Raw genomic sequence first — 25,674 nt, forward strand, 5'->3', positions numbered from 1 at the left:
ATGAGCCTGCCGCGTATCGCTATTGATGCGATGGGCGGCGATGAAGGCGTGCGCGTAATGGTTGAGGGCGCTGCGCTGGCGCGTCGCCGTCATGAAGATTTTCAATTCTTGTTGGTTGGTGACCAGGCGCGGATCGAATCCGCGCTAGAGGCGCACCCGGCTTTGCGCGGCGCCTCCGAAATACTGCACTGCGAAGATGTGATTGGCGGGGATGAATTGCCCAGCCGGGCCATTCGCCGCGCAAAGACCACGAGCATGGGCCTGGCGGTCAATGCCGTGAAAGCTGGCGACGCTGGCGCCGCTGTCAGCGCAGGTAATACCGGCGCTTTGATGGCGATGAGTAAGCTTGCCCTGCGCACCATGCCGGGCATTGGACGACCCGCTTTGGCAGCTCTGCTTCCGACACTTGAAGAACACGACGTCGTGATGCTCGACCTCGGCGCAAACACAGAGGCGAACGCTCGCAATCTGGTGCAATATGCGGTGATGGGCGCGGCCTATTCGCGGATCGTCAACGGCTTTGAACGGCCTAGGGTCCGCCTACTCAACATCGGCACGGAGGAAATTAAAGGCACGGACGCTTTGCGCGATGCGGCCGCTCGCTTGCAAGAAGCGAGCGAGGCCAGCGATGGCGGGCTTGCGCTGCAGTTTGACGGGTTTGTCGAATCCGACAAGATCAATCGCGGCGAGACCCATGTTGTCGTGACCGATGGCTTCTCTGGCAACATCGCCTTGAAAGCGATCGAAGGCTCTGCTCGCTTCGTCACCGACCTGCTGCGCAACGCATTCACCAGCTCGCTGCGCTCCAAGATCGGCTTTCTGGTTTCGCGCCCCGCGACGGAGCTGCTGCGGCATCATCTCGACCCGAACAACCACAATGGCGCGGTATTTCTGGGCCTGAATGGCGTTGTCGTGAAAAGCCATGGCAGCGCGAATGCAGCTGGCGTTGCCAATGCCGTCGCGGTGACTGCCAGCCTGCTTAAGAACAACCTGACACAGCGTATTTCGCAAGGTTTGGCAGAGCTCGGCGAGGATGCGCTCAAAGAAAACGGCAATGGCACCGCGAAGGCGGTAAAACCCGATAGCGAGGCCCCTGCGTGACGCGTTCCCGCCTGCGCGGCACGGGCTCGGCATTGTCGGCGAACGTGGTCACCAATGCAGAGCTTGCCGCGCGCGTAGACACCAGCGATGAATGGATTGTTGAGCGCACCGGCATTCGCCAGCGCTACATCGCGTCGGACGACGAAACGACCTCAACTTTGGCGATTGCGGCGGCGCGTGCCGCGCTTGATGATGCTGGCATGCAGGCGAGTGAGATCGATCTGATCGTGCTGGCCACGGCCACGCCGGACAATACATTTCCCGCAACCGCGACCAAGGTTCAGCATGCGCTGGGCTGTAATGGCTGTATCGCCTTTGATGTCGCGGCGGTCTGCTCAGGCTTTCTCTATGCACTCGCGACTGCCGATTCGATGCTGCAATCGGGTATGGCGAAGCGGGCTCTGGTGATTGGAGCGGAGACATTCAGCCGAATTCTGGATTGGGAAGATCGCACCACCTGCGTGCTATTTGGCGATGGGGCGGGTGCAATCGTTATTGAGCGCGATGATGCATACTCCAGCGATAAAGATGATGCGGCTGGCATCATTTCCACGCGCTTACATGCGGACGGCGCGCAGCATGATTTGCTGTATGTTGATGGCGGGCCGTCAACGACGCAGACTGTTGGACATTTGCGTATGAAGGGCCGCGAGGTGTTCCGCCACGCGGTCGTCAATCTGGCCAATGTTTTGCATGAAGTGATTGAAGATGCGGGTATTTCGGCTGACGATATCGATTGGGTTGTCCCGCATCAGGCCAACGCTCGAATCCTTGATGCGACCGCGCGGAAGCTTGGCCTGCTGAGCTGAAAAGATCGTGGTGACGGTTGATCAGCACGCGAATACGTCTGCCGCTTCGGTCCCACTCGCACTGGATACTGCGCGCCGCGACGGCCGGATCAAGACAGGCGATTTGGTCATGTTAGAGGCGATGGGCGGCGGCTTCACCTGGGGCGCTAGCCTGATCCGGATTTAGTCATTCCGGCATTCGACATTTAGACAATGTGCACAATTTTGCAGCAATACTCACCACCAAGTTGCGAAAATTGCGCGATAACTCTACGATAGGCTACGCTTTGTGGTCGCACCTACAAGGAGGATTTGCATGATGCGTTCTGTGGGCACTCTTACCCGCGCCGATCTGGCCGAAACGATTAACCGCCGTATGGGCTTTAGCCGGTCCGAATCGCTCGACATGGTTGAGGCAATTCTCGACAAGATGTGCGGTGCTCTTGCCGATGGTGAGAATGTGAAGATTTCCGGCTTTGGCAGTTTTGTTCTGCGTGACAAGCGCGAACGGATTGGCCGCAATCCCAAGACCGGTGTTGAAGTGCCGATTACGCCGCGCCGCGTAATGACCTTCCGCGCCAGCCAATTGCTGAAAGAGCAAATCGCAAAGGGTGCATAATCGATGACTGACTTTGACGATGGCAAGGACGAAAGTGCGCTTCGAACTATCGGCGAGGTCAGTGATGGATTGGGCATCAAGCCTCACGTGCTGCGTTATTGGGAGCAGCAATTTACAGCTCTCAAACCCCTGAAACGCAGCGGCGGTCGGCGTTATTATCGACCTGAAGACGTTGAATTGGTTGAGAAGATCAATCAGCTCGTCAATGAAGAAGGTTACACGCTGAAAGGCGCACAGGCGGCCTTGCGAGCGAGCAACAGCGCTGGTGGAGATCGGCGGGGCCTTGATCGCCGGGTTGGGGATCGCCGCGCCGATGGTGACGATAGCAGCGAAGGCGGCGGCAGGGCTGCGGCCGCTCCTACCAAGGATTTCAGCGAAGCAATTGCCAAGCTGAAATCGATCCGCGCGCGCCTTGCGACAGCCATCGAAGCTTAGTCTTTGATTGAAGTGTTGCGGCGCTAGCCCGCGCGCTCGAATCTGCTCCGGTTACTCCGCGACCATCAGAGCCGCTTCACCCAGATCTACGCTGACTAGGCGCGAGACGCCTTTTTCCGCCATCGTCACACCGAACAGGCGATGCATCCGGCTCATCGTCACGGCATTGTGAGTAACGATCAGATAGCGCGTTTGGGTGTTCTGAACCATCGAATCGAGCAAGTCGCAGAAGCGCTCAATATTCGCATCATCCAGCGGCGCATCGACCTCGTCGAGCACGCAGATCGGCGCTGGATTCGTCAGGAACAGAGCGAAGATCAGTGCCGTTGCGGTCAGCGCCTGCTCCCCGCCAGACAGCAGCGATAAGGATTGCAAGCGCTTGCCTGGTGGCTGCGCGTAGATCTCCAGGCCGGCCTCCAGCGGATCGTCGCTATCGATCAGAGCCAGATGCGCCTGACCGCCTTCAAACAAGCGGGTGAACAGCTCGCGGAAATGCCCGTCGACCTCTTCAAATGCGGTCCGCAGTCGCTCTCGCCCCTCGCGGTTGAGATTGCCGATCGATCCGCGTAGGCGGTTTACCGCTTCGGTCAATTCCGCTTGTTCTCTGGCGCTGCTGCCATGCTCGGCTTCGAGCTTTTCCAGCTCTTCGGCGGCTACCAGATTGACCGGGCCAATACGCTCGCGGCTGGCGCTGAGGCGCTCCATCTCATTGCCCTCAGCGGTCGCATCGAGCACGGTTTGCGCTTCAAATTCAAACCGTTCGGCCAGCATCGGCGGCGGGCATTGGAACCGCTCTCCAGAGATCCGCGCCATTTCGCCGCGCCGTGCCTCTTGGCTTTCCGCCCGCGCTGCCAGAGTGGCGCGGCCTTCGCGCGCCACCGTCAACGCTTCACCCGCTTCGGCTAGCGCGTTGTCGCAAGTGGACATCGCCGCCTGACATTCCGCTAGCGCCGCCTCGGCCACCGCCAATTCCTCGCCCAGCCGGGTGCGCAGCGCATCACCTTGCTCAATCTCTTCGATCAGAGATGCGGGCTTGTCTGCGAAGACTTTGCGTTCTTGCTCGATCTCTTCAAGCCGACGTCCTGCCTCGGCCATCCGCCGTGCGGCCTCGCCAGAGCGTGCCTCCCAGTTCGCGCGGTCAGCCTGCTGGGCCGCATTGCGTTCGCGCGTGACGGCCAGGCCCTGATCATGCGCAGCGAGCTCGGCCATCGCCGCTTGGACTGCGGAGCGCGCGGCTTCGTGTTTCGCCTGGGCCGCCTCTAGACCCGCGCGGCCAGTGTCGGGTGAAGGCAGGGTGTCGCGTTTTTCCTTGGCGCCGGTCAGATCGCTTTCGGCTGCGCTTGTTTGCTCGCCCAGTTCCGCGCGAGAGCTGGCCAATTCTTCAAGCCGCGCGGCGATCCGTTCTTTGGCGGCCTCGGCCTGGTCAAGACGCCGCAGAGCATGGCGTTCTTCTTCGATGGCACCCGCGATCTCGCGTTCTTGAGCGACCAGGTTAGTTTGCAGCGCCGTCAGTTCCTCGCGTGCGCTGCGTTCGTTGCCCTCTGTCCTTTCCGCGGCATCTCGCAATCCGGGCAATATGCCTTCCAGCTCGGCGAGCCTGTTTGCGGCCTCCAGCTTGGCCGCCTCGGCTGCGCCTTCGCCGCGCGCAACAAATCCGTCCCAGCGGCGCAAATGGCCTGCCTTTGTAACGAGCCATTCGCCGGGATTGAGCGTTCGGCCATCATCTTCGTCCGCCACATGCACAAGAGCGAGGCGCGCGCGCAGTTCTTCCGGGCAATGCGTCAGGTGGTCGATCAGGCTGTCTCTGACTGGCTTTGGCGCGGTGCCGCCAGCCCAGAACCGGCCGTCTTTGCCTGCTTCAGGAGAGCCTAGCGGCGATTTGGAATCGCGGCCCAGAACGGCGGCCATAGCGCGTTCATAACCGCGCTCAACCGCGACCTTCTCCAGTGCCTGCGGCAGGCCAGCGCTGTCTTTGGTGCGCTTGGCCCTTGCATCGCGATCGCGCGCCAGAGCGGAATATTCGCGTTCGATCCCGGCCAATTCTGCTTTCGCCGCTGCAAACGCTGCTGCCGCATCATCGCGCGCTATCTGTAGATCAGACTTGCGGGCCTGGTCGGCTTCCAGCGTCTCGCGCAGCTTCGCAAGCGCCGCCTCTGCTGCAGCGACATCGGCCTTGGCCGTCTCGACTTCGGCCTCTGGATCATTCCCAGAGGTCAGCTCGGCCTGCTGCCGTTCCAACCGCTCGTGCTCGCTCCGCAGGCGTGCAAGCCGGGTCTCCGCCTGCTCGATCGCAGCTTCTGCGACGCGCCATTCCGCCTCGACTCCGGCGTGGTCTGCAGTCGCTTTGGCCAGAGCGAGTTCAGCGGTTCGGCTCGCGCGTTCCGTATCCTCTGATTTTGCTGCCATGGCGGGGCGCAATTCTTCATCCCGTTTGAGCGCAGCATCGCTTGCCGCCATTTCACGGGTCAGGCGCTCCAGAGCATCGGCAGCATCGCTGGTCATCCGATCCGCATCGCCCCGGTCTTCTTCTAGCCGAACACGCTGACGCTCAAGGTCGGCGAGCCGTTGCTCCGCCGCTTCCAGCTTCTCCGCCAGAGCAGCCATGCGGTGACCATGCGCGCTGCTGTCATCACGGCGATCGGCCAGCTCATCACGGGCCTCGGTCAGCTTTGCTGCGGCCTCTGCTTGTGCCTTTTGCGCGATATTGGATCGCTCTTTCGCGGCTGTGACCTTGTCATCCGCGCCCTGAGCCGCTGCACGAGCTTCCTTTGCTGCGTCGGCGGCATCGCGCCAACGTGCGAACAGCAGACGCGCCTCTGCGATCTGTATCTCATCAGTCAGTTTCTTATAGCGTTCGGCCTGCTTCGATTGCCGCCGCAGCGAAGCCATCTGCGTGTCGAGCCCCGCCATCAAGTCTTCGAGTCGGGCAAGGTTTGCTTCGGTCTGGCGCAGCTTGCTCTCGGCATCCTTACGCCGCACGTGCAGGCCGGCGATCCCGGCCGCTTCTTCCAGCATTTGCCTGCGCTCGGTTGGCTTTGCCGCGATCACTTGCGCGATCTTGCCCTGGCTCACCAATGCCGGGGAGTGCGCGCCGGTGGCCGCGTCAGCGAAGGTCAGCGAGACGTCTTTTGCGCGAACGTCGCGGCCATTAACGCGGTAGGCGCTGCCTGCGCCGCGTTCTATCCGGCGGGTGACGATCAGCTCTTCGTTATCATCGTCCGATGCATGTAGAACAACCTCAGCGAAATCTCGCGGCGGGCGCGAGCTCGTGCCCGCGAAGATCACATCTTCCATCCCGCCAGAGCGCATGCTCTTGGGCGAGTTTTCGCCCATTACCCAGCGGATCGCCTCCAGCAGGTTTGATTTGCCGCAGCCATTGGGGCCGACGACGCCGGTTAAGCCGGGTTCGACGCGCAATTCAGCAGGCTCAACAAAGCTCTTAAAACCACTGAGCTTTAGCCTGCTAATCTGCATATGCGGCGTGCCCCCCGGCTATCCCGCTCGATTAACGAGCGCTCGGCGCGTTGCAACGCGGGTTCAAGTTGATCCCAGCTAAGGGCTTCGACCCGGGCGCCGTTCAAGAAGAAAGTCGGCGTGGCATTGACGTTCAGTTCTTCCGATTGCGCGGCGGATGTGTCTGCGATGGCTTGGATCCGGGCGCCATCGGCAAGGCAGGTGCGTGCCTGATCCGCGCTGAGGCCGCGTGCGGAAAAGAAGTCGATCAGGCCAGCGGCCTCTGCGATGCCGATAAAGCGTTGATCCACAGGCATTTGACCAGCAGCCTGATAGGCGGCGTTGTTACCCTGGACATTGCCCATGATGGCGGACAGCGAGGCCCATGCCTGGTCGGCCAGTGGCATCATGTTTTTTTCTGGCCGCAGCGCACCAGAGTGGCGATTGTTAGGTCAACCGGGTCGCGTACCAAATTGCGCATTTCAAAGCTGACCACACCGCTAGTGACGTATTTTTCCTTGAGCGGGACAACGCCGGTTGCGGCGAAGCTCGCGCAGGCACCGCAGGTGTGTGAGGCGAATTCAACCAGTTTCAGCGGAGCCTCAGGATTGCCGACTTGATAGCCGCCTTCTTCGGTTACGACGACGGTGTCGGTCCATGATGTGCCCTCTGGCGCCGGGATCGCGGCAATCGGCTCGCCGGACAGAACATCGTCACTGGCTTCTGTGTCATTGCAGGCAGCGAGCGCCAGCGCCAATGGAGCAGCGCAGCCAAGGGCAAGAATGCGGCGGGAAAAGGTCATGTGTTGGTTGTCCTTAAGTCTTGTCGAGAAGCGTATACGAAGGGGAACAGGCGGAAAAGTCCCCTGAGGGCCACCTGTTCACAAATGTGTGGGTTTGCCGTCAATAGAGGCATTGTAGAGCCTAAATTGTCCCGAAATTACACAATTTGTCAGTCAAAATGGCTTTCGCCCAGTTCAGGCTCTTTGTCAGCGTTAGTTATGGCCTTGAAATGCGCAGTCAGAATAGGCTCCAGCGAACGCCATTCGTGCACATCCTTTTGCAATTCACCGTCGATCGCAAAGCTCGGCGTGCCTTCGATACCAAATTCTGCGGCATCGTCGGCGGTGTTCTGCATCAGTCGCACAGCCATCGCATCGTCGGCCAGACAAGTGTCGACTTCGATCGCGGAATAGCCGCGCTGTTTGATCATCTTGTCGGTCAGGCCAAGCGCGCTCGACATGTTGGCGCGTGCTGCGCGGTCTCCGCGGCCCCAGATCGCCTGCTGAGATTGAGGCGCGCCCGCGGCGCGGGGCAGCCAGTCCCCTTGCGAGCGCATAAACATCGTGTGGTTGCCTTTGAACTTCTCAGGAGCACCGCAGGCGGCCAGCATAGAAATGGTCAGGTCCAGCGCATTGCGAATGTAGGGCCTGATCTCGAACCGCAATTTGCCGGGCGAAATGAAAGCAATGTCGAGCACCGGGTCGCCTTGCTTTGTGAACGTGGCGCAGTGTCCGCAAGTGTAGCTGACGAATTCGCTGAGCAGCGTTTCGGCCTCTGGATTGCCGATGATATGACCATCATCCGTTTGTTCAGCGGCGGTGTGCCACGGCCCTGATCGTGTCTGTGTCTCAGAATTCAGTTCTTGCGCTGTGGCTGGAGTGCTTGTCGCACTCATCGCCAATGCAAAGCCTACGCTAAGGCCAGCAGTCTTAAGCAATTTCACTTTTCGTCTTTCCCATTTTTCTCGCCGTCACTGAGGCTGCGGGCGAGCGATTCCAATACTGTGCGCAGTTCAGGATCGCCAATATCGCGCAGGCTGTCTCCCAATTCCATCGGGATCGGCTTCAGCGATGGCGGCGCTTTCGCAGGCTCTTTGGCATGGGTTGGCTTAACCGCGCCTTGCCGCAGCTTGATGCGAGAGACGGCCTGATATCCGAAAAAGCGGTTCACTCGCTCCATAATTTCCGGGATCACTTGCTGGATCAGCGGAGCATGGGCGGGCATAACCACCAATTGCAAAATGCCGTCCGCTTTCTCGCCTGGCGGGAAACGCAACGCCTCCGGACTGCACACCTTGGCATGATGCGGGCCAACAATCTCTGGCCAGCGGGTGACGACGGAACTTTGTACAAAGCCAAACCGGCGAAAAGCGGTGCGGCCAATTTCCGGCATCAGCTCACCAATTGGCTTTGCGCCCATACCGCGCTTGCGCATGTATTTGCGCCCCGCGGTTTTGCGTGGGGTCTTCGCCGGAGATTTCCCCGGCTTTTCACCGCCTGATGATGCGTCTTTGCTCAATGCCCATTCCGATCTTGCGCAGCCTTTGCCATAGCCTTGGCGTGACTGCTAGCGACAAGCATCAATCTTTCCCGAATGTGGGCGAAATATCTGGCGATTTGCTGGATTGGTACGACACCCATGCGCGCAAGCTGCCGTGGCGCAATCCGCCCGGCGCGGCGCGGCCCAGCGATCCCGCCTGGCCATACCGCGTTTGGCTGTCTGAAGTGATGCTTCAGCAGACGACAGTGGCGGCGGTAAAGCCCTATTTTGCCAAGTTTACCGAGACCTGGCCGAATGTTGAGGCACTTGCCGATGCGAGCGAAGATGACGTCATGGCTGCATGGGCTGGGCTTGGGTATTATTCCCGTGCTCGCAATCTGGTGAAATGCGCAGCCGAGGTCGCTGAGCGTGGTGGATTTCCCAGCACTGAGGCGGAACTGCTCAAATTGCCCGGGCTGGGCGCTTACACAGCAGCGGCGGTTGCAGCGATTGCCTTTGGCGAACGGGCCGTGGTGGTGGATGCTAATGTGGAGCGCGTGACCGCTCGGCTGTTCAATATCACTGAGCCTCTGCCAGCAGCGCGCAAGGCCATTCGCGAGTGCGCGGATCAGATCACGCCGGATACGCGGGCAGGCGACTTCGCGCAGGCGATGATGGATTTGGGATCGAGCCTGTGCACCACGAAAGCGCCAAAGTGCTTGCTGTGTCCACTTGCTGATCATTGCGCCGCGCGAAGGGCCGGGGAACCGGAACGTCTGCCGGTAAAGCCAGCCAAGAAGGCCAAACCAGAGCGCATCGGCACAGCCTATTGGATCGAGCGAGGCGATGGTGATGCGCGCCAAGTTTGGCTCGTCAAACGCGAGGGCATCGGAATGCTCGGGGGAATGCGTTCGCTGCCCGACAACGGCTGGAGCGCTCGCAATGACGGCGATGGCGCGCCGCCGTTGAGCGGCGACTGGCGCGACCTCGGCGCTGTTCGGCATACATTCACGCATGCCCACTTAACCCTGACGCTGGAGCGTTACGAAGGCAGTCAAGCGCCAGTCGGCAAAGGCGAATGGTGGCCGCTTGAGCGCTTGGAAGACGCTGGCCTGCCGACCTTGTTCGCCAAGGCTGCGCGGCTGGCGCTGGCGCAGGACTAAGCCGCCGAAAGGATTAGATAATACCGCCGCCCAGCATCAATCGAAGAGAAGCGATCAGCAGCACAATCAGGCAGAAATTCCGGCCGCTGTCTTTCGATGAAAGCGCGCCGACGACAATCCCGATCACAATCAATGGCAATGCCAGCCAATTGGCCCAACCCAGGAACGGGATCGTGGCTGGTATGACGATGACCAGTGAGAGCAGGCCGATGAGAATAGAAGCAAAATTCAGCATGTGTATTATATGACTATGACACCTTAAAATTTCAAGACCCAAATCAAGTCTTAATTGACCACCTACCTTATCTCGCGCAAACAGCGCGCAATCAAAGTTTGGAGAGACCCCCTCATGGCATTTCGCGAATTTCACTCTGGCCCGACCTCACGCCGGGCCTTGCTGCGCGGCGGCGCTTATCTAGCCGCTGGCAGCGCTCTGGCGACATTGCCGTTTGGCCGGATCGCGTTGGCCCATGACGTAAGTGAGAGCTGGCCGAATGTGTCGGCGATGATCAAGAATTATGTCGATACCCGCAAGGTTGCCAATATGATGGTGACATTCGGCAATGCTCAGGAAGATCACGCGCATACCGTTGGTGGCGGCACTTTGTCTCTGCAAAGCGATAAGCATGTCGATGAAAATTCGCTCTATCGCATCTATTCCATGACCAAGCCGATCACCGGCATGGCGACCATGATGCTGATCGATGAAGGTAAGCTGGGCTTGGACCAGCCGCTGGGTGAAATCCTGCCAGCATTTGCCGATATGCGGGTGCTGAACAATCCCGAGGGCGCGCTTGACGACACGGTGCCCACTGAGCACCCGATCACGATCCGGCACCTGCTGACGCACACAGCGGGCATTGGTTACATCATCACCAGCAAGGGGCCTCTGCTAGAGGCATTTGCCGAGCAAGGCTTGGTTGGCGGACGCGTGAGCCGTTTCCCTATTCCGGGCCTTCCCGAGGTGACACCGGCCCCGAGTCTTGAGGTTTGGGCAGATCGTTTGGCAGAGCTACCGCTGATGGCGCAGCCAGGCAAAAAGTGGATTTACTCCGCCAGTATTGATTTGCTGGGCCGGGTGATTGAGGTTGCCGCTGGCCAGAGTTTTGAGAGCTTCCTGCAAACGCGCATCTTCGATCCGTGCGGTATGACTAGCACCTATTTCACTCTGCCAAAGAGCGAAACGGGCCGGATGACCGATAATTACGGGATCGCGGGCGGTTTCCCCATCCCAATCGATCCGGCGGCCAATTCGATCTATCTCGATGTGCCAACTGTGCCATCGGGCGGGGGCGGACTGATCAGTTCGCCCAAGGATTATGATCGGTTCCAGCGTATGCTACTGGGTATGGGTACACTCGACGGCACCAAGGTCATGAGCGAAGAGGCGGTGCGCATTGGCACTTCGAATCTGCTGCCGGACACGGTCGACACCTCGGATTCGTGGATTGCCGGGGAAGGACACGGCGCGGGCGGCCGCAGCGTGGGCACACAGTTCGGATGGGGCGGGGCGGCCGGTACGCTTGCCAGCGTCGATTTCGGCACGCAAATGCGCGTCGCCTTGTGGACGCAATATATGCCGACCGAAGCCTATCCGATCCGTAAGGAATTCTTGGCCGCACTCGAAGCCGATATGCCAAAAGCGGCAGGCGGTTAAACCGGATGCACAAACCCGTCACCGCGCAGAGCGTTCTCACCACTGGCCCGATTGCTTTTGCAGGTTCGCCGATAGACCGCGCGGATCATATACGGGTCAATAAAGAGGCGCTGGGCGCGCGGATGGATTGGCGCGCGAAGGTGCTGATGCTCGATGGCCTGCTGCCGCAAATTGACGAGATGGGCGGCTTGATGTGGGGCACGCTGGCGGATGTTCCGCAAGAGGCGGAATTGGTGTTCCTCGGCCTGATGGATGACAAGGCTTGCTTCGCCGCTGTGCCAGAACAAGGCGCGACGGGCCCGGCCTATGCCATGCCGCGTGCATGGCAGGCGATCCAGCGACTTTCCCCGCCTGATCTGGCGATTTATGGCGGCGCACGCAGCCTGGTTGACTGGCATGCACGCCACCGCTTCTGCGCCAATTGCGGGCAGCCAACCAGCCCAGCGAAGGGTGGCTGGCAGCGCAATTGCGCACCGACGGACGAAGGCGGCTGCGGCGCGCAACATTTCCCGCGCACGGATCCAGTCACCATCATGCTGGTAGAGAACGAGGGGCGCCTTCTCCTCGGACGTCAGCCTCGGTTCCCGCCGCGCAGTTTCTCTGCACTGGCGGGCTTTGTTGAACCGGGTGAGACCATAGAAGAGGCGGTCGCGCGCGAGGTGCATGAAGAGGCGGGCCTGCGCGTGCGCGATGTCGAATATATCGCGACCCAGCCTTGGCCGTTCCCCAGCCAGTTGATGATCGGATGCTATTCGCAAACCGACGAAACCGAGATCACGCTCGACGTCGAAGAGCTAGAGGAAGCGCGCTGGTTCACCCGCGACGAGGTGGCGCAGGCTTTGGCCAATCCCGGCAGCGAGGAAACCGCGTTTTCCGCGCCGCCGCCCGCCGCGATTGCGCATAGTCTGCTCAAATGGTGGCTGGAGAAGTCGCAATGAGTGCACCGGATCAACTGACCATCGACATCTATTCCGACGTGATGTGCCCCTGGTGCGCGATTGGCTATGGCCAATTGACCAAGGCCTTGGATGAGCTGGGCGGAGAGATCGAGGCGCAAATCCGCTGGCGTCCGTTTGAGCTGAACCCTGACATGCCCGAGACCGGCGAAGATCAAGAGGCACATTTGCAGCGCAAATATCGCCGCTCCGCCGAGGAAGGCGCGAAAATGCGCGGGCAGATGAAAGCAATTGCCGAAGGGGCAGGGGTCTCGCTCACCTATGAGGGCGAGGACGGCGATAATGCGCCGCTGCAGCCATGATGTGGAACACGCGCGCCTGCCACGTGCTGTTGACCTGGGCTTTGGAGCAGGCCGGGCCCAGAGTGCAAACTCAATTGAAGCTGGCTTTGTTTGCGGCCCATTTCAACCACCGTCGCAATTTGTCTGACCGCGGGGTCCTGCTCGATATCGCTGCGAGCGTTGGCCTGCACCGAGAGGCTGCTAAAGCGGCCTTGTGCGACGAGGCGCTGATCGCAGCAGTCGAGGCCGAAGAGCGCCAAGCGTGGGATCTTAACATCTCGGGGGTCCCGGCGATGATCGTGAATGGCAAGTTTATGATCCCCGGCGCGCAGGCTCCGGACGTCTATGTCAATGTTCTGCGCCGAGTGGCGGAGAAATCGCGGGTGGCGGTTTGAGTGATCTTTCGCCCAAGACCGCCGTCATCACCGGCGGGGCTAGCGGCATCGGATTGGCGCTCGCCAAGCGGTTGGCGGGGCAGGGCGCGCAAGTCATCGTCGCCGACCTTCCCGGATCAAAGCTCGACAGTGCCGGTGGCCTCGCAAACGTTACGGCTCGCGGCTGCGACGTATCAGATCTTGCTCAGGTCGACGCGTTAGCGGCAACTGCGTCCGAGCAGTTTGCGACCATTGATTTGGTGATTAACAATGCCGGACAAGGCGGCGTTCATGGGCGATTATGGGAGGTGGAACCAGAGGCGGCACGCGCGCATTTCGATGTCAATTTCTGGGGCATTTGGAATGGCTGCAAAGCATTTGCCCCGCTTCTGGTTGAACAGGGTACACCATCGGCGATTTATAACACGGGCAGCGAAAACAGCTGGTTTTGCGCGGTTAAGCAATCGGCCGCCTATGTCGCGGCAAAACATGCGGTGTTGGGCATGACAGAGAGTCTGCGAGGTGACCTGCCCGATCATGTGCATGCGGGCCTGATCATTCCCGGCTGGGTCTTCACGCCATTGGGGCCAGAACGCTTCATGAAGTACGGAATGGAGGTCGACGATTATGTCGATATCATATTGCCGCAAATCTTTTCTCGCCAACGCTTCGTAACTAGCCACGGATACAATGAGGTTCGCATTGGCGAGCGGATGGACGCATTGCATGAAAGCTATGCCAAATTTGCATTGCCAGCGGACAAAGACGAAAAGCACGACGTGCAATTGATGATGGCGGCGCTTCGAAAGGCTGCTCAAGATTAAAGGAAACCGGGACGTGGGGAAATCTGCAAAGAGCCTGATGGTGACGGGCATTGTGGCTGTCATTGCATTTGGTTTTGCTGCCTTTGCGGGCAGTAATAGTGTCGAGATATTCGGATATTCCGCGTTTTTCCTGTGCGCGATCCTTGCAATGGCGGTGAACTGGCTGGTTTTCATTCCGTCAGCGGCGGTGCAGTCAGACAAGTTTTACGACACCATCGGCGCGGTCACTTACCTTTCGGTAACGGCGTTTGCCTGCTGGGCGGCCTGGCCGCTTGATTGGCGCAGCATTGTGATCGCAGCAATGGTGGCGATCTGGTGCATCCGGTTGGGCAGCTTCCTCTACATCCGCATTCACGCCATGGGGGGGACCGACAGCCGGTTTGAGAAGATCAAGGTCAATCCTGCGCGCTTCCTCGTCGCATGGACGCTGCAGGGCTTGTGGGTTCTGCTAACCGCGTCGGCTGTTCTGGCCGCGATCACGGCAACGGACCGCGCGCCGATTGGCGTGTTCTTCTGGCTGGGCGCCGCGGTTTGGCTGCTCGGCATTACGTTTGAAGCGGTCGCCGATGCGCAAAAGAGTGCGTTTAAGAATGACCCTGCGAACAAGGGCAAGTTCATCAATGTTGGCCTGTGGAAGTGGTCGCGCCATCCCAATTATTTCGGCGAGATCACTTTGTGGACCGGCATCTTGATTATGGCGCTGCCGGTGCTGTCTGGCTGGTCTTGGCTGGTGGTAATATCGCCAATTTTCGTGACGCTATTGCTGACCAAGGTGAGCGGTATCAACCTGCAGAACGCGCAGGCCAAAGAGCGCTGGGGCGATGATCCAGCCTATCAGCAATATCGCAAGAACACGCCCGCGCTGATCCCAAGCCCGCCAAAGGGGTGATGCCCCGGGTTTAAGCCCGTTAAATCAGTCCCAGCCGCTCCAGCTTACCAGCGAGCTTGCCCGGCAACACGTCGCCAGCATCCTCGCCCTCAGCCAGATCGGCGGGTGCGTTCTCTTCTTTGAGATATCGCCAGCCCTGATGCGCGCGTTTGCGTTGTTGGTGGACCCTGATGAGCTTCGCCTCTAGCTCAATGTGCCAGCGCCCATCACCAGTCTCAGAGAAACAAATGATTGGCGAGCGCGCGACCAGCGAATGGTTCAAAATCCAGAACAGTGACCCGCCCACCATTTCCGCATGGCGAGTTGGGCGATATTTTGTAGTTAGCAATTTGGGATTGGGGCTATTCTCATACCAACCGGCGAGGTCGTCCCAGTTTTTCGCGCCGAACGCGATCTTGGTCATATGGAGCGGCATGAAGGCTAAGATAGGGTGCTGAGCGAATTGCTCAAGCGGCTGGCACCAGTCCACTAACAACTGCGAGGCCGAGGAACGCCAAAAAGCCCATTGAGTCGGTGATCATCGTCACAAACACACTGCTCGCGACCGCAGGATCCTGATCAAGCCGTTCGAAAATCACTGGTACCAGCACACCGGCTAGACCCGCGACCACGATATTGATGATCATGGCTGCGGCGATCACTGTGCCCATCATCGGGCTGAACAGGAAGGCAGCGGCAATTCCGATCAGCACGGCGATTGTCGCGCCGTTGAGGATCGCAACGCGAACCTCGCGCCAAACGGTTCGCCAGGTGTTGGCGCGGGTCAGCTGATTGGTCGCAATCGCGCGCACGGCCACGGCCATAGTTTGCGTGCCCGCATTGCCGCCAATGCTCGCCACGATCGGCATCAACACGGCCAGGGCGACCAGTTTCTCAATCGCCGCACCAAAGAATGCAATGATTGCACTCGCGACAATCGCTGTGCCGAGGTTTGCGACCAACCAGCGTACGCGGCTGGAATAGGCCTCTCTGATCGGTTCGTTAATGTCGCCATCGCCCGCGCCGGAGAGCAGCAGAGCGTCCTCGCCGGCTTCTTCAGAGATAATGTGGACGATGTCATCCACCGTCACCTGGCCAACCAGACGCCCGCTTTCATCGACAACAGCGGCGGAAATCAGAGCGTATTTCTGAAACATCAGAGCGACCTCTTCCTGATCTGTCGTTACCGGGATCAGCGTCTGGTCGCGTTTCATCAGATCGGTCAGTTTGATATTGCGCGGAGTCGTGAGGATCCAGTTGAGCGCGCAGGTGCCCACAGGATGGTGGCGCTGATCGACAACGAACACTTCCCAGAAATCGTGCTCCAGATCGCCATTTTTGCGCAGAAAATCAATCAGATCGCCGACCGTCATATGCTCTGGGACCGCCATGAAATGACGGTTCATCAGGCGGCCGGCGGTCTCCTCAGGATAGGACAGCGCGCTGGTAACGGCGGCCTGCGTCTCCGGCTCCAGCTCAGCGATAATGGCGCGCTGGTCGTCCTCGTCCAAATCTTCCAGCAGCTGAACCGCATCATCGGTTTCAAGCTGCTCCGCAATGCTCGCAACCGCTTCCGGCTCGAGCGCCTCCATCATGTCTTCGCGGACGTGATCGTTGAGCTCGGCGACGACCTCGCTCGACATCAGATCGCTCATCGCGCCCGCTAGGCCCTGCCGCTCGTCAGAATCGAATAGTTCGAGCAGGTCGGCGACGTCAGCTGGATGAAGCGGCTCGACCAGTTCGTGTAGAGCGGTGTTGTCTCCGCTTTCAAACGCTTGCCGCACAGAGCGGACGAAGCGCGGCTTCAGCCGGTTTTCTTCATCGTGCCGCTCATCATCGATCCGGTCGTCCGGGCGCGCGCCATCATCGCCGCCATCTTGCGGCAGATCAGCGACCAACAGGTCTTCATCAAGGCGGGGATCATCAGACATTCGCGCAAGGTCCAGGGTCAGGACCCACCATTCGCATGAGCCATGGTGGCTCGTTTCCGGGATGAAATGCGAGGAGGTGACGAGCAAGCCATACCGGGGGCATGGCGGCGCAGGAGCCGCTGAAATGAAGGACTATTCTTTTCTTGAAGCTGCTGACGCAGCAGTTCGCCTGCAAACGGCCACACAGAGTGCTTTACCACATAGCTGCATGGCTGCGTCACTCGCTCGTCCAATAGAATCACTATCGTCCTCCCTCGCTTCTTACCCTGCAGCTATCTGATTAAAGCCATGGCCATGCGCTCAATGGATCCTGACCCTAGGCTGCGTTGCTTCAAAAGCAAGCGTGTAGGGACGGCTGGCCCACCGCTATGCTGGGGGGTGACTCGGTTTCAGATATGCGTATAGCGAGGGCCAAATTCATCAGGAGACACTTTACATGGCCGAAACACTCACATTCACTCTGGACTGCGGCGATGGCAAAACCGGCGATGTCGTCATCAAACTGCGCGCAGACCTGGCACCTGGTCACGTTGAGCGCATTTCTGAACTGGCGGCGGAAGGCTTCTATGACGGCGTCATTTTCCACCGCGTGATTGATGGCTTTATGGCGCAAGGCGGCGACCCAACCGGCACCGGCATGGGCGGCAGCGACAAGCCTGACCTGAAGGCAGAGTTCAACTCAGAACCGCACGTTCGCGGCACCTGCTCTATGGCGCGCTCGCAAATGCCAGACAGCGCGAACAGCCAGTTCTTCATCTGCTTCGGCGACACCGAATTCCTCGACGGGCAATACACCGTCTGGGGCCAAGTGACTGAAGGTATGAACTTTGTCGACGCCCTGCCAAAGGGTGAGCCACCTGCGAGCCCGGGCAAGATCGTCAAAGCGACCGTCGCTTAACCAGCACGAGACAGGAGATCAGGTGACGCTACGCCGTGGAGCACTGGCACTGTTGCTGCTCAGTCTGAGCGGCTGCGTCACCTATCCTAACATCACGCAATCGCGCAGTCCGTGTCGGATGGATCCGGGCGGATGGTGCGGCTTCGTGCGCGAAGCAGCGGAGGTCAGCTACCCTTACGCTTTGGCCGCGACCAATGCCTATGAGGGAGACGATGACACGTTTTCCACATTGGGCGGTTCACTGGTTCGTCTTGAGCGATTGCCTGTCGAAGAAGACGACGGCGATACTGGGTTTGACTATCAGATTTTTGGTCAGTTTAAGCAGCCTCTGAGCAGTGCAGAAGGCGATGCTGGTGGACGCCAGCCCGATGCCTATATCATGGCGTTTCGCGGCACTGACTTTGATGGCCTAGCTGATATTTTCTACGGCACAGTGCGCGACGATCAGCTAGAGCTGGCGCACAAGTATTTTGATCTTGAGCGCGCGCGGTTTGCCGAAGATGCTGAATGGATCGCCACGGGCCATTCGCTCGGCGGAGCTTTGGCAGCAGAAATCTCGATTCGCCACGCGGATGTTAAGGCGTGGATGTTCAACGTCTCGCCATTTTACCGGGGCAAGTCGATGACCAATGATAGCAATCGCACGGTGATCAATGAGCGCGGTGAGGCGCTCAGAAGCCTGCGCAAATTCCGCGCTGCGCCTGCCTCTGACTTGTTTGTGATCAATTGCTGGCCGCAAGCCGGACGCTTTACCAAGCACAAAGTCCGCCCGCTGGCCGACTGCATCACTTGGATCGCTGCTTATGAAAGCAAGGATGCTCTGAGCGTCGTCAAAGCGAACGACGTGCGCAAACCAGCGGTTGAATGCGGGGAAGATGGCAAAGAGCACCCTGGCCCCGGCACCGCGCAAACTGAGCCGTGCGTGCATATTGCCCGCCGTAAAGAAGATGCCGACGACGAGTGATTGAACGCGGGGCGTATTCCCGCTAGACGCGCGGCCAATCATGAAACCGACCAACCCTCCTAAAACGTACCGCGTAAAAAATTTCGGCTGCCAGATGAACGTCTATGATGGCGATCGGATGGGCGAATTGCTGAGCGAGCAGGGCATCACCCGTGCGTCAGAAGGCGAGGACGCTGATCTGGTCGTGCTCAACACCTGCCATATTCGCGAGAAGGCGGCGGAGAAGATCTATTCCGACATTGGCCGCCTGACCAAGGGCAAGACGCAGAAGAAAGCTCCGATGATCGCGGTGGCTGGCTGCGTCGCTCAGGCAGAGGGCGAAGAGATCATGGCGCGCGCGCCGGCGGTGTCCATGGTGGTTGGCCCGCAGGCCTATCACCGCCTGCCAGATATGCTGGACAAGGCCGTCAAGGGCGAACGCGCCACCGACACCGATATGCCCGCGATTGCGAAATTTGGCGCTCTGCCAAAGCGGCGGCGAACCGCGCCCAACGCGTTTCTGACGGTGCAGGAAGGCTGTGATAAGTTCTGCACCTATTGTGTGGTCCCTTATACGCGGGGAGCGGAAATTTCGCGCCCGTTCAGCGATTTAACTGAGGAAGCGCGCAAGCTGGTAGATGCCGGTGCGCGTGAGATCACGCTGCTGGGGCAGAATGTGAACGCTTGGAGCGGTGAGGATGATGCAGGCAGGGCGGTCGGCCTTGCCGGGTTGATCCATGAAATTGCCCGGATCGATGGGTTGGAGCGCATTCGCTACACCACATCGCACCCCAACGATATGGATGATGCGCTGATTGAGGCGCATGGTGAAGTCGAAAAGCTGATGCCCTATCTGCATCTGCCCGTGCAATCGGGCAATGATAGGGTGCTGAAGGCGATGAACCGCTCGCACACGGCAGAGAGCTATCTCAAACTGCTGGAGCGGTTCCGTAAAGTGCGCCCCGACATCGCTCTGTCAGGCGATTTTATCGTTGGGTTTCCCGGCGAAACCGATGCCGAGTTTGAAGACACGCTAAAGCTGGTCGACGAAGTCCGCTACGCGCAGGCTTACAGCTTCAAATATTCGCCGCGGCCCGGAACACCGGCAGCGACCATGGATAATCAGATCGCGAAAGAAGTGATGGAAGAGCGGCTGGCCCGCCTCCAAGATGCGCTCAGCCGGGATCAAATGGCATTTAACGCCGCAAGTGCGGGTAAGACCTGCGATGTCCTCGTCGAGCGTAAGGGCAAGCTGCCCGGCCAATGGCTTGGCAAATCGCCGTGGCTGCAAAGCGTGTGGTTCGAGGGCGATGTGCAAATCGGCGATATGGTCCGCACGCATATCGTCGAAGGCCGACCTAGCTCACTGCGCGGCGAGTTGGTCACGGGATAGCGCATTACCGCGCATACGTGACGCCAGCTCTGTGTTGCACTTGTGCGACTTTCCCCATTGGTCGTGGTGAGCGCGCTTGCCATCGCGCGCATCTGGCTTACTTTCACGACTCAGGCAATTGGCACAGATAAAGGATCCTATGGGCCGCAGACCTTCTGATACAATCGATCCGGCTGCATTGCCCGGTTCCATCAATGCTGATGATGCAGTGGCGGCTGAGGCCCACGGCGCAAAGGCTGAACTGAGCTTCGAAAATCAGTCGCTGCTCGGCCCATTGTTTGGACAATTTGACGCCAATTTGGTGCAGGTCGAAAATCGGTTGAGCGTGATGATCCATGCGCGCGGCGATAAGGTGCTGATCGAAGGGCCAGAGGACAATGTGGCGCGGGCGCGAGAGACGCTGACCACGATGTATGATCGGTTGGCTCAGGGGCAGGAGCTGGATGCGGGCGCGATTGAATCGCTAATTGCGATGTCGCACGAACCTACGCTGGAGGGGATTATCTCAGGCGAAGAGAAGAATACGCCGATCATGATCCGCACCCGGCGTAAGACTATCGTGCCGCGCTCGGCCAATCAGATCCCCTATATGAAGCAGTTGTCGCGTGATGAGCTGATCTTTGCTCTCGGCCCGGCGGGCACGGGCAAGACCTATCTTGCGGTGGCGCAGGCCGTCAGTCAGCTGATCTCTGGCAGCGTCCAGCGCCTGATCCTGTCGCGGCCAGCGGTCGAGGCGGGCGAAAAGCTCGGCTTTCTGCCCGGCGATATGAAGGAAAAAGTCGATCCCTATCTGCGCCCGATTTACGATGCGCTGTATGATTGCATGCCGCCCGAACAGGTGGAGCGCCGGATCGCCAGCGGCGAAATAGAGATTGCGCCGATTGCCTTCATGCGCGGGCGGACTTTGGCCGATGCGTTTGTGATCCTGGATGAGGCACAAAACACGACGCGCGAGCAGATGAAGATGTTCCTCACCCGGTTTGGCCAGAACAGCCGGATGGTGATCTGCGGCGATCCGCGCCAGGTCGATATTCCCGGCGGTGACCGCATGTCCGGCCTGGCCGACGCGGTCGACCGGCTGGAGGGCGTGGACGGCATCGCCGTTACCCGCTTTACCGCAGCGGACGTGGTGCGGCACCCAATCGTGGGCCGCATTGTCGAGGCCTATGAAGGCCCGGGCGCGTAAGCCTGATCCAATATGCAGCTCGACATCGACATTGAAGATTGGCCCGCTGGTGAGTGGGAGGCGCTTGCTGAGCGTGTGGCGGAAGCGGTTCTTGGTCTGACCGAAGAGCTCGCCAATCCGCGCCTCAGCGCAAGCCTATTGTTCACCAATGACGCAGAAGTCCACGCGCTTAATCGCGAATGGCGAGATCGGGACAAGCCGACAAACGTGCTGAGTTTCCCCATGCTAGCGCGGCATGACCTGCTGGCGCTTCCCTCCGAAGGCCCGCCAGAAATGCTCGGCGATCTTGCCCTTGCGCACGAGACCTGCGCGCAGGAAGCGGCGGACAAGGGCATCAGCGTGGAGCATCACACAGCGCATCTGATCACCCATGGCCTGCTGCATCTGGCGGGATATGACCATGAAACATCCGACGAAGATGCCGACTCAATGGAGGCTCTGGAAATTGCAATCCTTGCAAAAATGGGTATCGCAGACCCATATGCTACGCCCAGCACTTAAGGAGCATTCCCGCGAAGGGCCCAAAAACTGACAATGCCCGATTCTCAATCCCCCGCCGGAGACGCGGACAGTAGCAGCGGGCTGTGGGCCCGTTTCCGAAAACTCATCGGCGCCGGCGACGGCGATCGGTCTTTGCGCGCGCAGCTTGAAGAGGCGATCGACGAGCACGAAGACGAGAACCACGATGATGACCGTGAGGACAGCGGCAATAGCAACGGCGATCTCTCGCCGGTTGAGCGCCAGATGCTGCGCAACTTACTCCATTTCAGCGAGCATGACGCCGATGATGTTGCGGTCCCGCGCGGTGAGATCATTGCAGTTGATGCCGCGGTAAGCTGGGAAGAGCTGGTCGCAAGCTTCAGCGAGAACGGGCATTCGCGCATGCCGGTCTACCGCGACACGCTCGATGAAGTGATCGGCATGATCCACATCAAAGACGTCTTTCCGTATTTGGCCAATGGCAAGCAGCCGCCCAAGGATTGGACGACGTTGATGCGTCAGCCGATCTATGTGCCACAAGTGCGCGGCGCGCTCGATGTGCTGGCCGATATGCGCGCGCGGCGCGTCCACCTGGCGATTGTGCTTGATGAATTCTCCGGAACCGACGGCCTCATCACGATTGAGGATTTGGTCGAGGAAATTGTTGGCGACATCGAGGATGAGCACGATGAAACACCAGAGGCGCTGATCGTTGCGATTGGTGAGGGGATGTGGGATTGTGATGCCCGCGCGGAGCTTGATGATGTGGCCGAATTGGTTGACCCTCAGCTCGCCGAGGTTGAGGAATCAGTCGACACTCTGGGCGGGCTGGCCTTTGTACTGGCAGAGCAAGTGCCATCCGTGGGCATGCGGCTGGAACATCCCAGCGGTTGGCGGATTGAAGTAACAGCGGCGGACGAAACGCACGTCAAACGCCTGCGTCTGCACGCCCCAATACGTGAAGAAATAACAAGCTAGCTAAGAATTATTCGCAGTTAGTTCGATTTTTTGCATCTTTTTTGCTGGTCATGCGTAGCTCCTTATAACAAGGAGTTAGACATGCCATCCCGCCGACTACCCCCACTTCGTGCACTCGAAGCCTTCATGCGAACTGTACGCCTTGGTTCTGCCCGTGCCGCCGCCGAAGAGATCGGGCTCAGCCCATCGGCTTTGTCGCGGCGGATTAGCAATCTTGAAGAATTTGTCGGCAAGAAACTGTTCACACGGGCGCGGCAATCGATGCAACTGACCGATGAGGGGCAGGCGTTCTATGAGGCGGTGAACCCGCATCTTGAATCGCTGGCACGCGCGGTTGAAAGCCAGTCCGACAATATCTCGCTGCTGCGCTTGCGGCTCGGCGTGCTGCCTCTGTTTGGCAGCCAGCGCCTGTTCCCAAGACTCGGTGAACTGCGAAAGCGGCACCCTTTGCTGCACATCGACATCGACACAGGGCCCCATTTGGAAGACCGGGTGGGCGACACTCTGGATGCGGCGATCATCCTCTCACGCGGACCGGACACCAGCCTGCATGCGGTGCGGCTTGACCACAATTTGGTGCATGCAATCTGTAGCAAAGAACTTGCTGCAACGATTGGCACAAAGGTCGATCAGGAAGCGCTCGAGAAGCAGACTTTCCTCATCCATAACGAACTGCCCGCGAGCTTCGAAGCGTGGAAGAAAGCGCTGGGCATGGAAGATATGGATCCATCCGCCATCGATCATTACGATTCCGGTCAGCTTATGCTGGAAGCCGCCGCCCAGGGCCTAGGCGTTGCGATCATGCACGATGATCACTTGCGCCGCGCGGCGGACAGCCGCTTGACCGATCTTTACGGCCTCGAGGTTGAAAGCCCGTACAGCTATTGGTTTGTGTGTAAGCCAACGGCGCTGGAGCTTCGCCCGGTGCGTTTGTTCCACGATTGGTTGGTGCGCGCTGGCCTGTAAGGGCGCGTATTTCAGCCGGCGTTGTTCGGTTTAGTCTGCCTTCTCAGTCGGCTTTTCGCCTTGCGCCTCGGCGATCCGTTGTGCCTCTTCTGGCGCTTCGTAACGGATTGGATCGACAGTATGGCGGAAATCGCGCAGCGGCTTGCCCAGTGTCTCCAGTAGCGCTTCTTCAATGCGGCGCCGCGCCTCGGCACCAATCTTCTTACGCCCGCGATAATCCTCTGGACTGAACGGCTCCAGGAAATTGAGCCGCAGCTTGAAGGTGCCGCGCCGTGCCAGCACGCGCTTGGCATTGTTGAGGCCGGTTTCATTGCCGATCCAGCCAATTTCCTCTGCAACCTCGCCGTAGTCCAGCAAAACAGGCTGCACCATGACTCCAGGTGGCGGCGGCTCCAGCACGCTCAGCATGCTTGTCTTGAAAGGCAATAATGATTGTCCATCCGTGGTCGTGCCTTCGGGAAAAACTGTGACCGCCCAATTGTCCGACAAGGCTTCTTTCAGAGCGTTGATCTGCTCTGCCACGCCCATGCGGTGTTCACGTTTTACAAATACGGTTCGATTGAGCGATGCGAGCCAGCCCACGAGAGGGGCTTCGGCCAATTCCGCCTTGGCTACGAATGCCGTTCCGCATGCCCCAGCCATGGAAAGAATGTCGAGCCATGACATGTGGTTTGCAACGTAAAACACATCGCGTTTTAGATGCGTGCCGACCACTTCCACCCGGGCGCCTGATGCCCAGGCGGCGTAGCGCAAAAAATACATCGGAATGGGCGAGCCGTATGCGAAGATGCGCCAAATGTAATGCAGTGGGACGCAAACAATCAGGCCGAGCGGCGAGTAGTATCGCTCGATAAGTGAGCCGCAGCCAGCCCATTGGTGACAGCGGTGTGGTTTCGCCGCGCATTGCGGCCAGGCGGCGCTCCCGATAGAGCGTCTCGCGTTTAGTCGTCACGAGAGAGACGTACCCCGTAAAGCTCCATCCGGTGGTCAACCAGGCGATAGCCCAACCGTTCGGCAATCTGGCGTTGCAACGATTCCACTTCTGGATCAACGAACTCAACCACTTTGCCGGTTTCTACATCGATCAGATGGTCATGATGCGCCTCTGGCACAGGCTCATAGCGCGATCGGCCATCGCCAAAATCGTGCCGGTCAAGAATGCCAGCTTCTTCAAACAGCCTTACCGTGCGGTAGACGGTGGCAATTGATATCTTTGGGTCAATCGCAGATGCGCGTTGGTGCAGCAATTCAACATCGGGATGATCATCGCTTTCCGAAAGGACGCGCGCGATGACGCGACGCTGTTCGGTGATGCGCAACCCTTTTTCCGCGCATAATTGTTCAAGGTCGATCTTTTGCTGCACTTGTTACTCCGCCAGCTGTGCCGCCGCTGTTATTGCTATGTTAGCCGCTATTTGCGCCGTTTCCTATCGGATATACGCGCGGCTAGGACCCGCTTTAAAGTGGGCGGGCGGATTGCTCAAGTCAGGCCGGGATAGGGCGGGTATAACCTTTGACGTGCCCCAATTGGAAACCAAGCGGGCCAGGGCGGAGTAGTCCAACCCAGGCCCGCTTTTGGATCATTACTTCTTGCGCCGACCACGTCCCTTTACAGGCTTGCGGCCGAGACCAATTTTCTTGGCCAGATCACGGCGTGTTTCCGCATAGTTAGGCGCCACCAGCGGATAATCGCCCGGCAGTTCCCAACGCGTCCGATATTCATCAGGTGACATATCGTGTTCTGTCGAAAGGTGCCGCTTAAGCATTTTCATCTTCTTGCCGCAATCGAGGCAAACGATGTGATCTTTCTTAACCGAAGATCGAATTGATACCGCTGGATCAGGGCGCACTTCTTCTGGTGTATCTGGTTCACCAAGACCCGAGAGGGCCGAAAATACGTTTGTGATGAGCGAAGGCACATCATCAACCGACACGTCATTATTGCTCACATGAGCGGCCACGATATCGCTGGTCAGCGTTATCAAAGTTTCCTTCATCTCAATTTCTAGATCTTCCATTAGAGTTCCTCATCTCTTTTTTGTTCGGATTTTTCCGATAAATTCGACATGAACCAGCTCCTGTTACATTGCAACCAATCGAATAGATTGTTCGCAACTAA

At 59.0% G+C, this 25,674-nt stretch carries 27 protein-coding genes and 2 pseudogenes; 18 read left to right on the top strand and 11 right to left on the bottom strand.

Annotated elements, in window-relative coordinates; genetic code table 11:
• The 4 genes and pseudogenes from plsX (at position 1) to AC0V6Z_RS10160 (ending at position 2,943) form a co-directional block, all read left to right on the top strand.
• A complete protein-coding gene (gene plsX, locus AC0V6Z_RS10145) occupies positions 1-1,101 on the top strand; it encodes a phosphate acyltransferase PlsX (RefSeq protein WP_472638386.1) in 1,101 nt (366 codons plus the stop codon).
• Positions 1,098-2,076: pseudogene (locus AC0V6Z_RS10150) on the top strand (beta-ketoacyl-ACP synthase III). Before plsX ends, AC0V6Z_RS10150 begins: the two are co-directional and overlap by 4 nt.
• Positions 2,077-2,205: 129 nt before the next feature.
• Complete coding sequence (locus tag AC0V6Z_RS10155; RefSeq protein WP_472638387.1) at positions 2,206-2,508, top strand: integration host factor subunit alpha; 303 nt, start codon at positions 2,206-2,208, stop codon at positions 2,506-2,508.
• Between the two features lie 3 nt (positions 2,509-2,511).
• Positions 2,512-2,943, top strand: a complete 432-nt coding sequence (locus AC0V6Z_RS10160; protein WP_472638388.1) for a MerR family transcriptional regulator — start codon at positions 2,512-2,514, stop codon at positions 2,941-2,943.
• Positions 2,944-2,994: 51 nt separating this feature from the next.
• Here AC0V6Z_RS10160 and AC0V6Z_RS10165 read toward each other — a convergent pair whose 3' ends face one another.
• From AC0V6Z_RS10165 to AC0V6Z_RS10185, 5 genes are all read right to left on the bottom strand, one after another.
• Positions 2,995-6,417, bottom strand: coding sequence for a chromosome segregation SMC family protein (locus tag AC0V6Z_RS10165; protein WP_472638389.1), 3,423 nt, complete (start codon positions 6,415-6,417; stop codon positions 2,995-2,997).
• On the bottom strand, positions 6,399-6,806 hold the full coding sequence (locus tag AC0V6Z_RS10170) for a DsbA family protein (RefSeq protein ID WP_472638390.1): 408 nt from the start codon (positions 6,804-6,806) through the stop codon (positions 6,399-6,401). Before AC0V6Z_RS10170 ends, AC0V6Z_RS10165 begins: the two co-directional genes overlap by 19 nt.
• A complete protein-coding gene (locus AC0V6Z_RS10175) occupies positions 6,803-7,198 on the bottom strand; it encodes a thioredoxin domain-containing protein (RefSeq protein ID WP_472638391.1) in 396 nt (131 codons plus the stop codon). Before AC0V6Z_RS10175 ends, AC0V6Z_RS10170 begins: the two co-directional genes overlap by 4 nt.
• Positions 7,199-7,347: 149 nt before the next feature.
• Positions 7,348-8,121, bottom strand: a complete 774-nt coding sequence (locus AC0V6Z_RS10180; RefSeq protein WP_472638392.1) for a DsbA family protein — start codon at positions 8,119-8,121, stop codon at positions 7,348-7,350.
• Positions 8,118-8,696, bottom strand: coding sequence for a DUF721 domain-containing protein (locus AC0V6Z_RS10185; RefSeq protein WP_472638393.1), 579 nt, complete (start codon positions 8,694-8,696; stop codon positions 8,118-8,120). Before AC0V6Z_RS10185 ends, AC0V6Z_RS10180 begins: the two co-directional genes overlap by 4 nt.
• Between AC0V6Z_RS10185 and AC0V6Z_RS10190 the strand changes: the two genes are divergently transcribed.
• Positions 8,696-9,820 (top strand): A/G-specific adenine glycosylase, encoded by a 1,125-nt coding sequence (locus AC0V6Z_RS10190; protein ID WP_472638394.1) that lies wholly within the window; start codon positions 8,696-8,698, stop codon positions 9,818-9,820. The two genes, AC0V6Z_RS10185 and AC0V6Z_RS10190, sit on opposite strands and share 1 nt — an antisense overlap.
• 13 nt (positions 9,821-9,833) lie before the next feature.
• Here AC0V6Z_RS10190 and AC0V6Z_RS10195 read toward each other — a convergent pair whose 3' ends face one another.
• The gene (locus tag AC0V6Z_RS10195; protein WP_472638395.1) at positions 9,834-10,055 is read right to left on the bottom strand and encodes a hypothetical protein; all 222 of its coding nucleotides are present in this window, start codon (positions 10,053-10,055) and stop codon (positions 9,834-9,836) included.
• A 114-nt stretch (positions 10,056-10,169) separates the two neighbouring features.
• Here AC0V6Z_RS10195 and AC0V6Z_RS10200 point away from each other — a divergent pair, with 114 nt between their 5' ends.
• The 6 genes from AC0V6Z_RS10200 to AC0V6Z_RS10225 are packed head-to-tail and all read left to right on the top strand — an operon-like array spanning position 10,170 to position 14,801.
• Entirely contained in the window at positions 10,170-11,477 is a 1,308-nt protein-coding gene (locus AC0V6Z_RS10200; protein WP_472638396.1) for a serine hydrolase domain-containing protein, read from the top strand.
• A 5-nt stretch (positions 11,478-11,482) separates the two neighbouring features.
• Complete coding sequence (gene nudC, locus AC0V6Z_RS10205; protein ID WP_472638397.1) at positions 11,483-12,415, top strand: NAD(+) diphosphatase; 933 nt, start codon at positions 11,483-11,485, stop codon at positions 12,413-12,415.
• Complete coding sequence (locus tag AC0V6Z_RS10210; RefSeq protein WP_472638398.1) at positions 12,412-12,735, top strand: DsbA family protein; 324 nt, start codon at positions 12,412-12,414, stop codon at positions 12,733-12,735. Before nudC ends, AC0V6Z_RS10210 begins: the two co-directional genes overlap by 4 nt.
• Positions 12,732-13,109, top strand: a complete 378-nt coding sequence (locus AC0V6Z_RS10215; protein WP_472638399.1) for a DsbA family protein — start codon at positions 12,732-12,734, stop codon at positions 13,107-13,109. The genes AC0V6Z_RS10210 and AC0V6Z_RS10215 overlap by 4 nt, the downstream gene beginning before the upstream one ends.
• Positions 13,106-13,912 carry an SDR family NAD(P)-dependent oxidoreductase gene (locus AC0V6Z_RS10220; protein ID WP_472638400.1) on the top strand — a complete coding sequence of 269 codons (807 nt, stop codon included), beginning with the start codon at positions 13,106-13,108 and terminating at the stop codon, positions 13,910-13,912. The genes AC0V6Z_RS10215 and AC0V6Z_RS10220 overlap by 4 nt, the downstream gene beginning before the upstream one ends.
• Before the next feature lie 13 nt (positions 13,913-13,925).
• Positions 13,926-14,801, top strand: a complete 876-nt coding sequence (locus AC0V6Z_RS10225) for a DUF1295 domain-containing protein (RefSeq protein ID WP_472638401.1) — start codon at positions 13,926-13,928, stop codon at positions 14,799-14,801.
• A gap of 19 nt (positions 14,802-14,820) precedes the next feature.
• Here AC0V6Z_RS10225 and AC0V6Z_RS10230 read toward each other — a convergent pair whose 3' ends face one another.
• The gene (locus tag AC0V6Z_RS10230) at positions 14,821-15,216 is read right to left on the bottom strand and encodes a DUF1489 family protein (RefSeq protein WP_472640890.1); all 396 of its coding nucleotides are present in this window, start codon (positions 15,214-15,216) and stop codon (positions 14,821-14,823) included.
• Between the two features lie 31 nt (positions 15,217-15,247).
• Positions 15,248-16,711, bottom strand: a complete 1,464-nt coding sequence (mgtE, locus tag AC0V6Z_RS10235; protein ID WP_472638402.1) for a magnesium transporter — start codon at positions 16,709-16,711, stop codon at positions 15,248-15,250.
• A 436-nt stretch (positions 16,712-17,147) separates the two neighbouring features.
• Here mgtE and AC0V6Z_RS10240 point away from each other — a divergent pair, with 436 nt between their 5' ends.
• The 7 genes from AC0V6Z_RS10240 to AC0V6Z_RS10270 all read left to right on the top strand — a co-directional run bounded on the left by AC0V6Z_RS10240 (position 17,148) and on the right by AC0V6Z_RS10270 (position 23,555).
• Complete coding sequence (locus AC0V6Z_RS10240) at positions 17,148-17,609, top strand: peptidylprolyl isomerase (protein ID WP_472638403.1); 462 nt, start codon at positions 17,148-17,150, stop codon at positions 17,607-17,609.
• A gap of 22 nt (positions 17,610-17,631) precedes the next feature.
• Positions 17,632-18,573, top strand: a complete 942-nt coding sequence (locus tag AC0V6Z_RS10245) for an alpha/beta hydrolase family protein (RefSeq protein WP_472638404.1) — start codon at positions 17,632-17,634, stop codon at positions 18,571-18,573.
• 40 nt (positions 18,574-18,613) lie between these two features.
• On the top strand, positions 18,614-19,945 hold the full coding sequence (gene miaB, locus AC0V6Z_RS10250; protein ID WP_472638405.1) for a tRNA (N6-isopentenyl adenosine(37)-C2)-methylthiotransferase MiaB: 1,332 nt from the start codon (positions 18,614-18,616) through the stop codon (positions 19,943-19,945).
• A gap of 139 nt (positions 19,946-20,084) precedes the next feature.
• A complete protein-coding gene (locus tag AC0V6Z_RS10255; protein ID WP_472638406.1) occupies positions 20,085-21,131 on the top strand; it encodes a PhoH family protein in 1,047 nt (348 codons plus the stop codon).
• Between the two features lie 12 nt (positions 21,132-21,143).
• Positions 21,144-21,632, top strand: a complete 489-nt coding sequence (ybeY, locus tag AC0V6Z_RS10260; RefSeq protein ID WP_472638407.1) for an rRNA maturation RNase YbeY — start codon at positions 21,144-21,146, stop codon at positions 21,630-21,632.
• A 33-nt stretch (positions 21,633-21,665) separates the two neighbouring features.
• On the top strand, positions 21,666-22,589 hold the full coding sequence (locus tag AC0V6Z_RS10265; protein WP_472638408.1) for a hemolysin family protein: 924 nt from the start codon (positions 21,666-21,668) through the stop codon (positions 22,587-22,589).
• Between the two features lie 81 nt (positions 22,590-22,670).
• A complete protein-coding gene (locus AC0V6Z_RS10270; RefSeq protein ID WP_472638409.1) occupies positions 22,671-23,555 on the top strand; it encodes a LysR substrate-binding domain-containing protein in 885 nt (294 codons plus the stop codon).
• A 30-nt stretch (positions 23,556-23,585) separates the two neighbouring features.
• Here the strand turns inward: AC0V6Z_RS10270 and AC0V6Z_RS10275 are convergent.
• The 3 genes and pseudogenes from AC0V6Z_RS10275 to AC0V6Z_RS10285 form a co-directional block, all read right to left on the bottom strand.
• A pseudogene (locus AC0V6Z_RS10275) lies at positions 23,586-24,429 on the bottom strand (lysophospholipid acyltransferase family protein).
• 67 nt (positions 24,430-24,496) lie between these two features.
• The gene (locus tag AC0V6Z_RS10280; protein WP_472638410.1) at positions 24,497-24,919 is read right to left on the bottom strand and encodes a Fur family transcriptional regulator; all 423 of its coding nucleotides are present in this window, start codon (positions 24,917-24,919) and stop codon (positions 24,497-24,499) included.
• Positions 24,920-25,138: 219 nt separating this feature from the next.
• The gene (locus tag AC0V6Z_RS10285; protein ID WP_472638411.1) at positions 25,139-25,573 is read right to left on the bottom strand and encodes a Ros/MucR family transcriptional regulator; all 435 of its coding nucleotides are present in this window, start codon (positions 25,571-25,573) and stop codon (positions 25,139-25,141) included.
• Positions 25,574-25,674 lie beyond the last annotated feature (101 nt).

This window comes from Erythrobacter sp. SN6-5 (assembly GCF_057364945.1).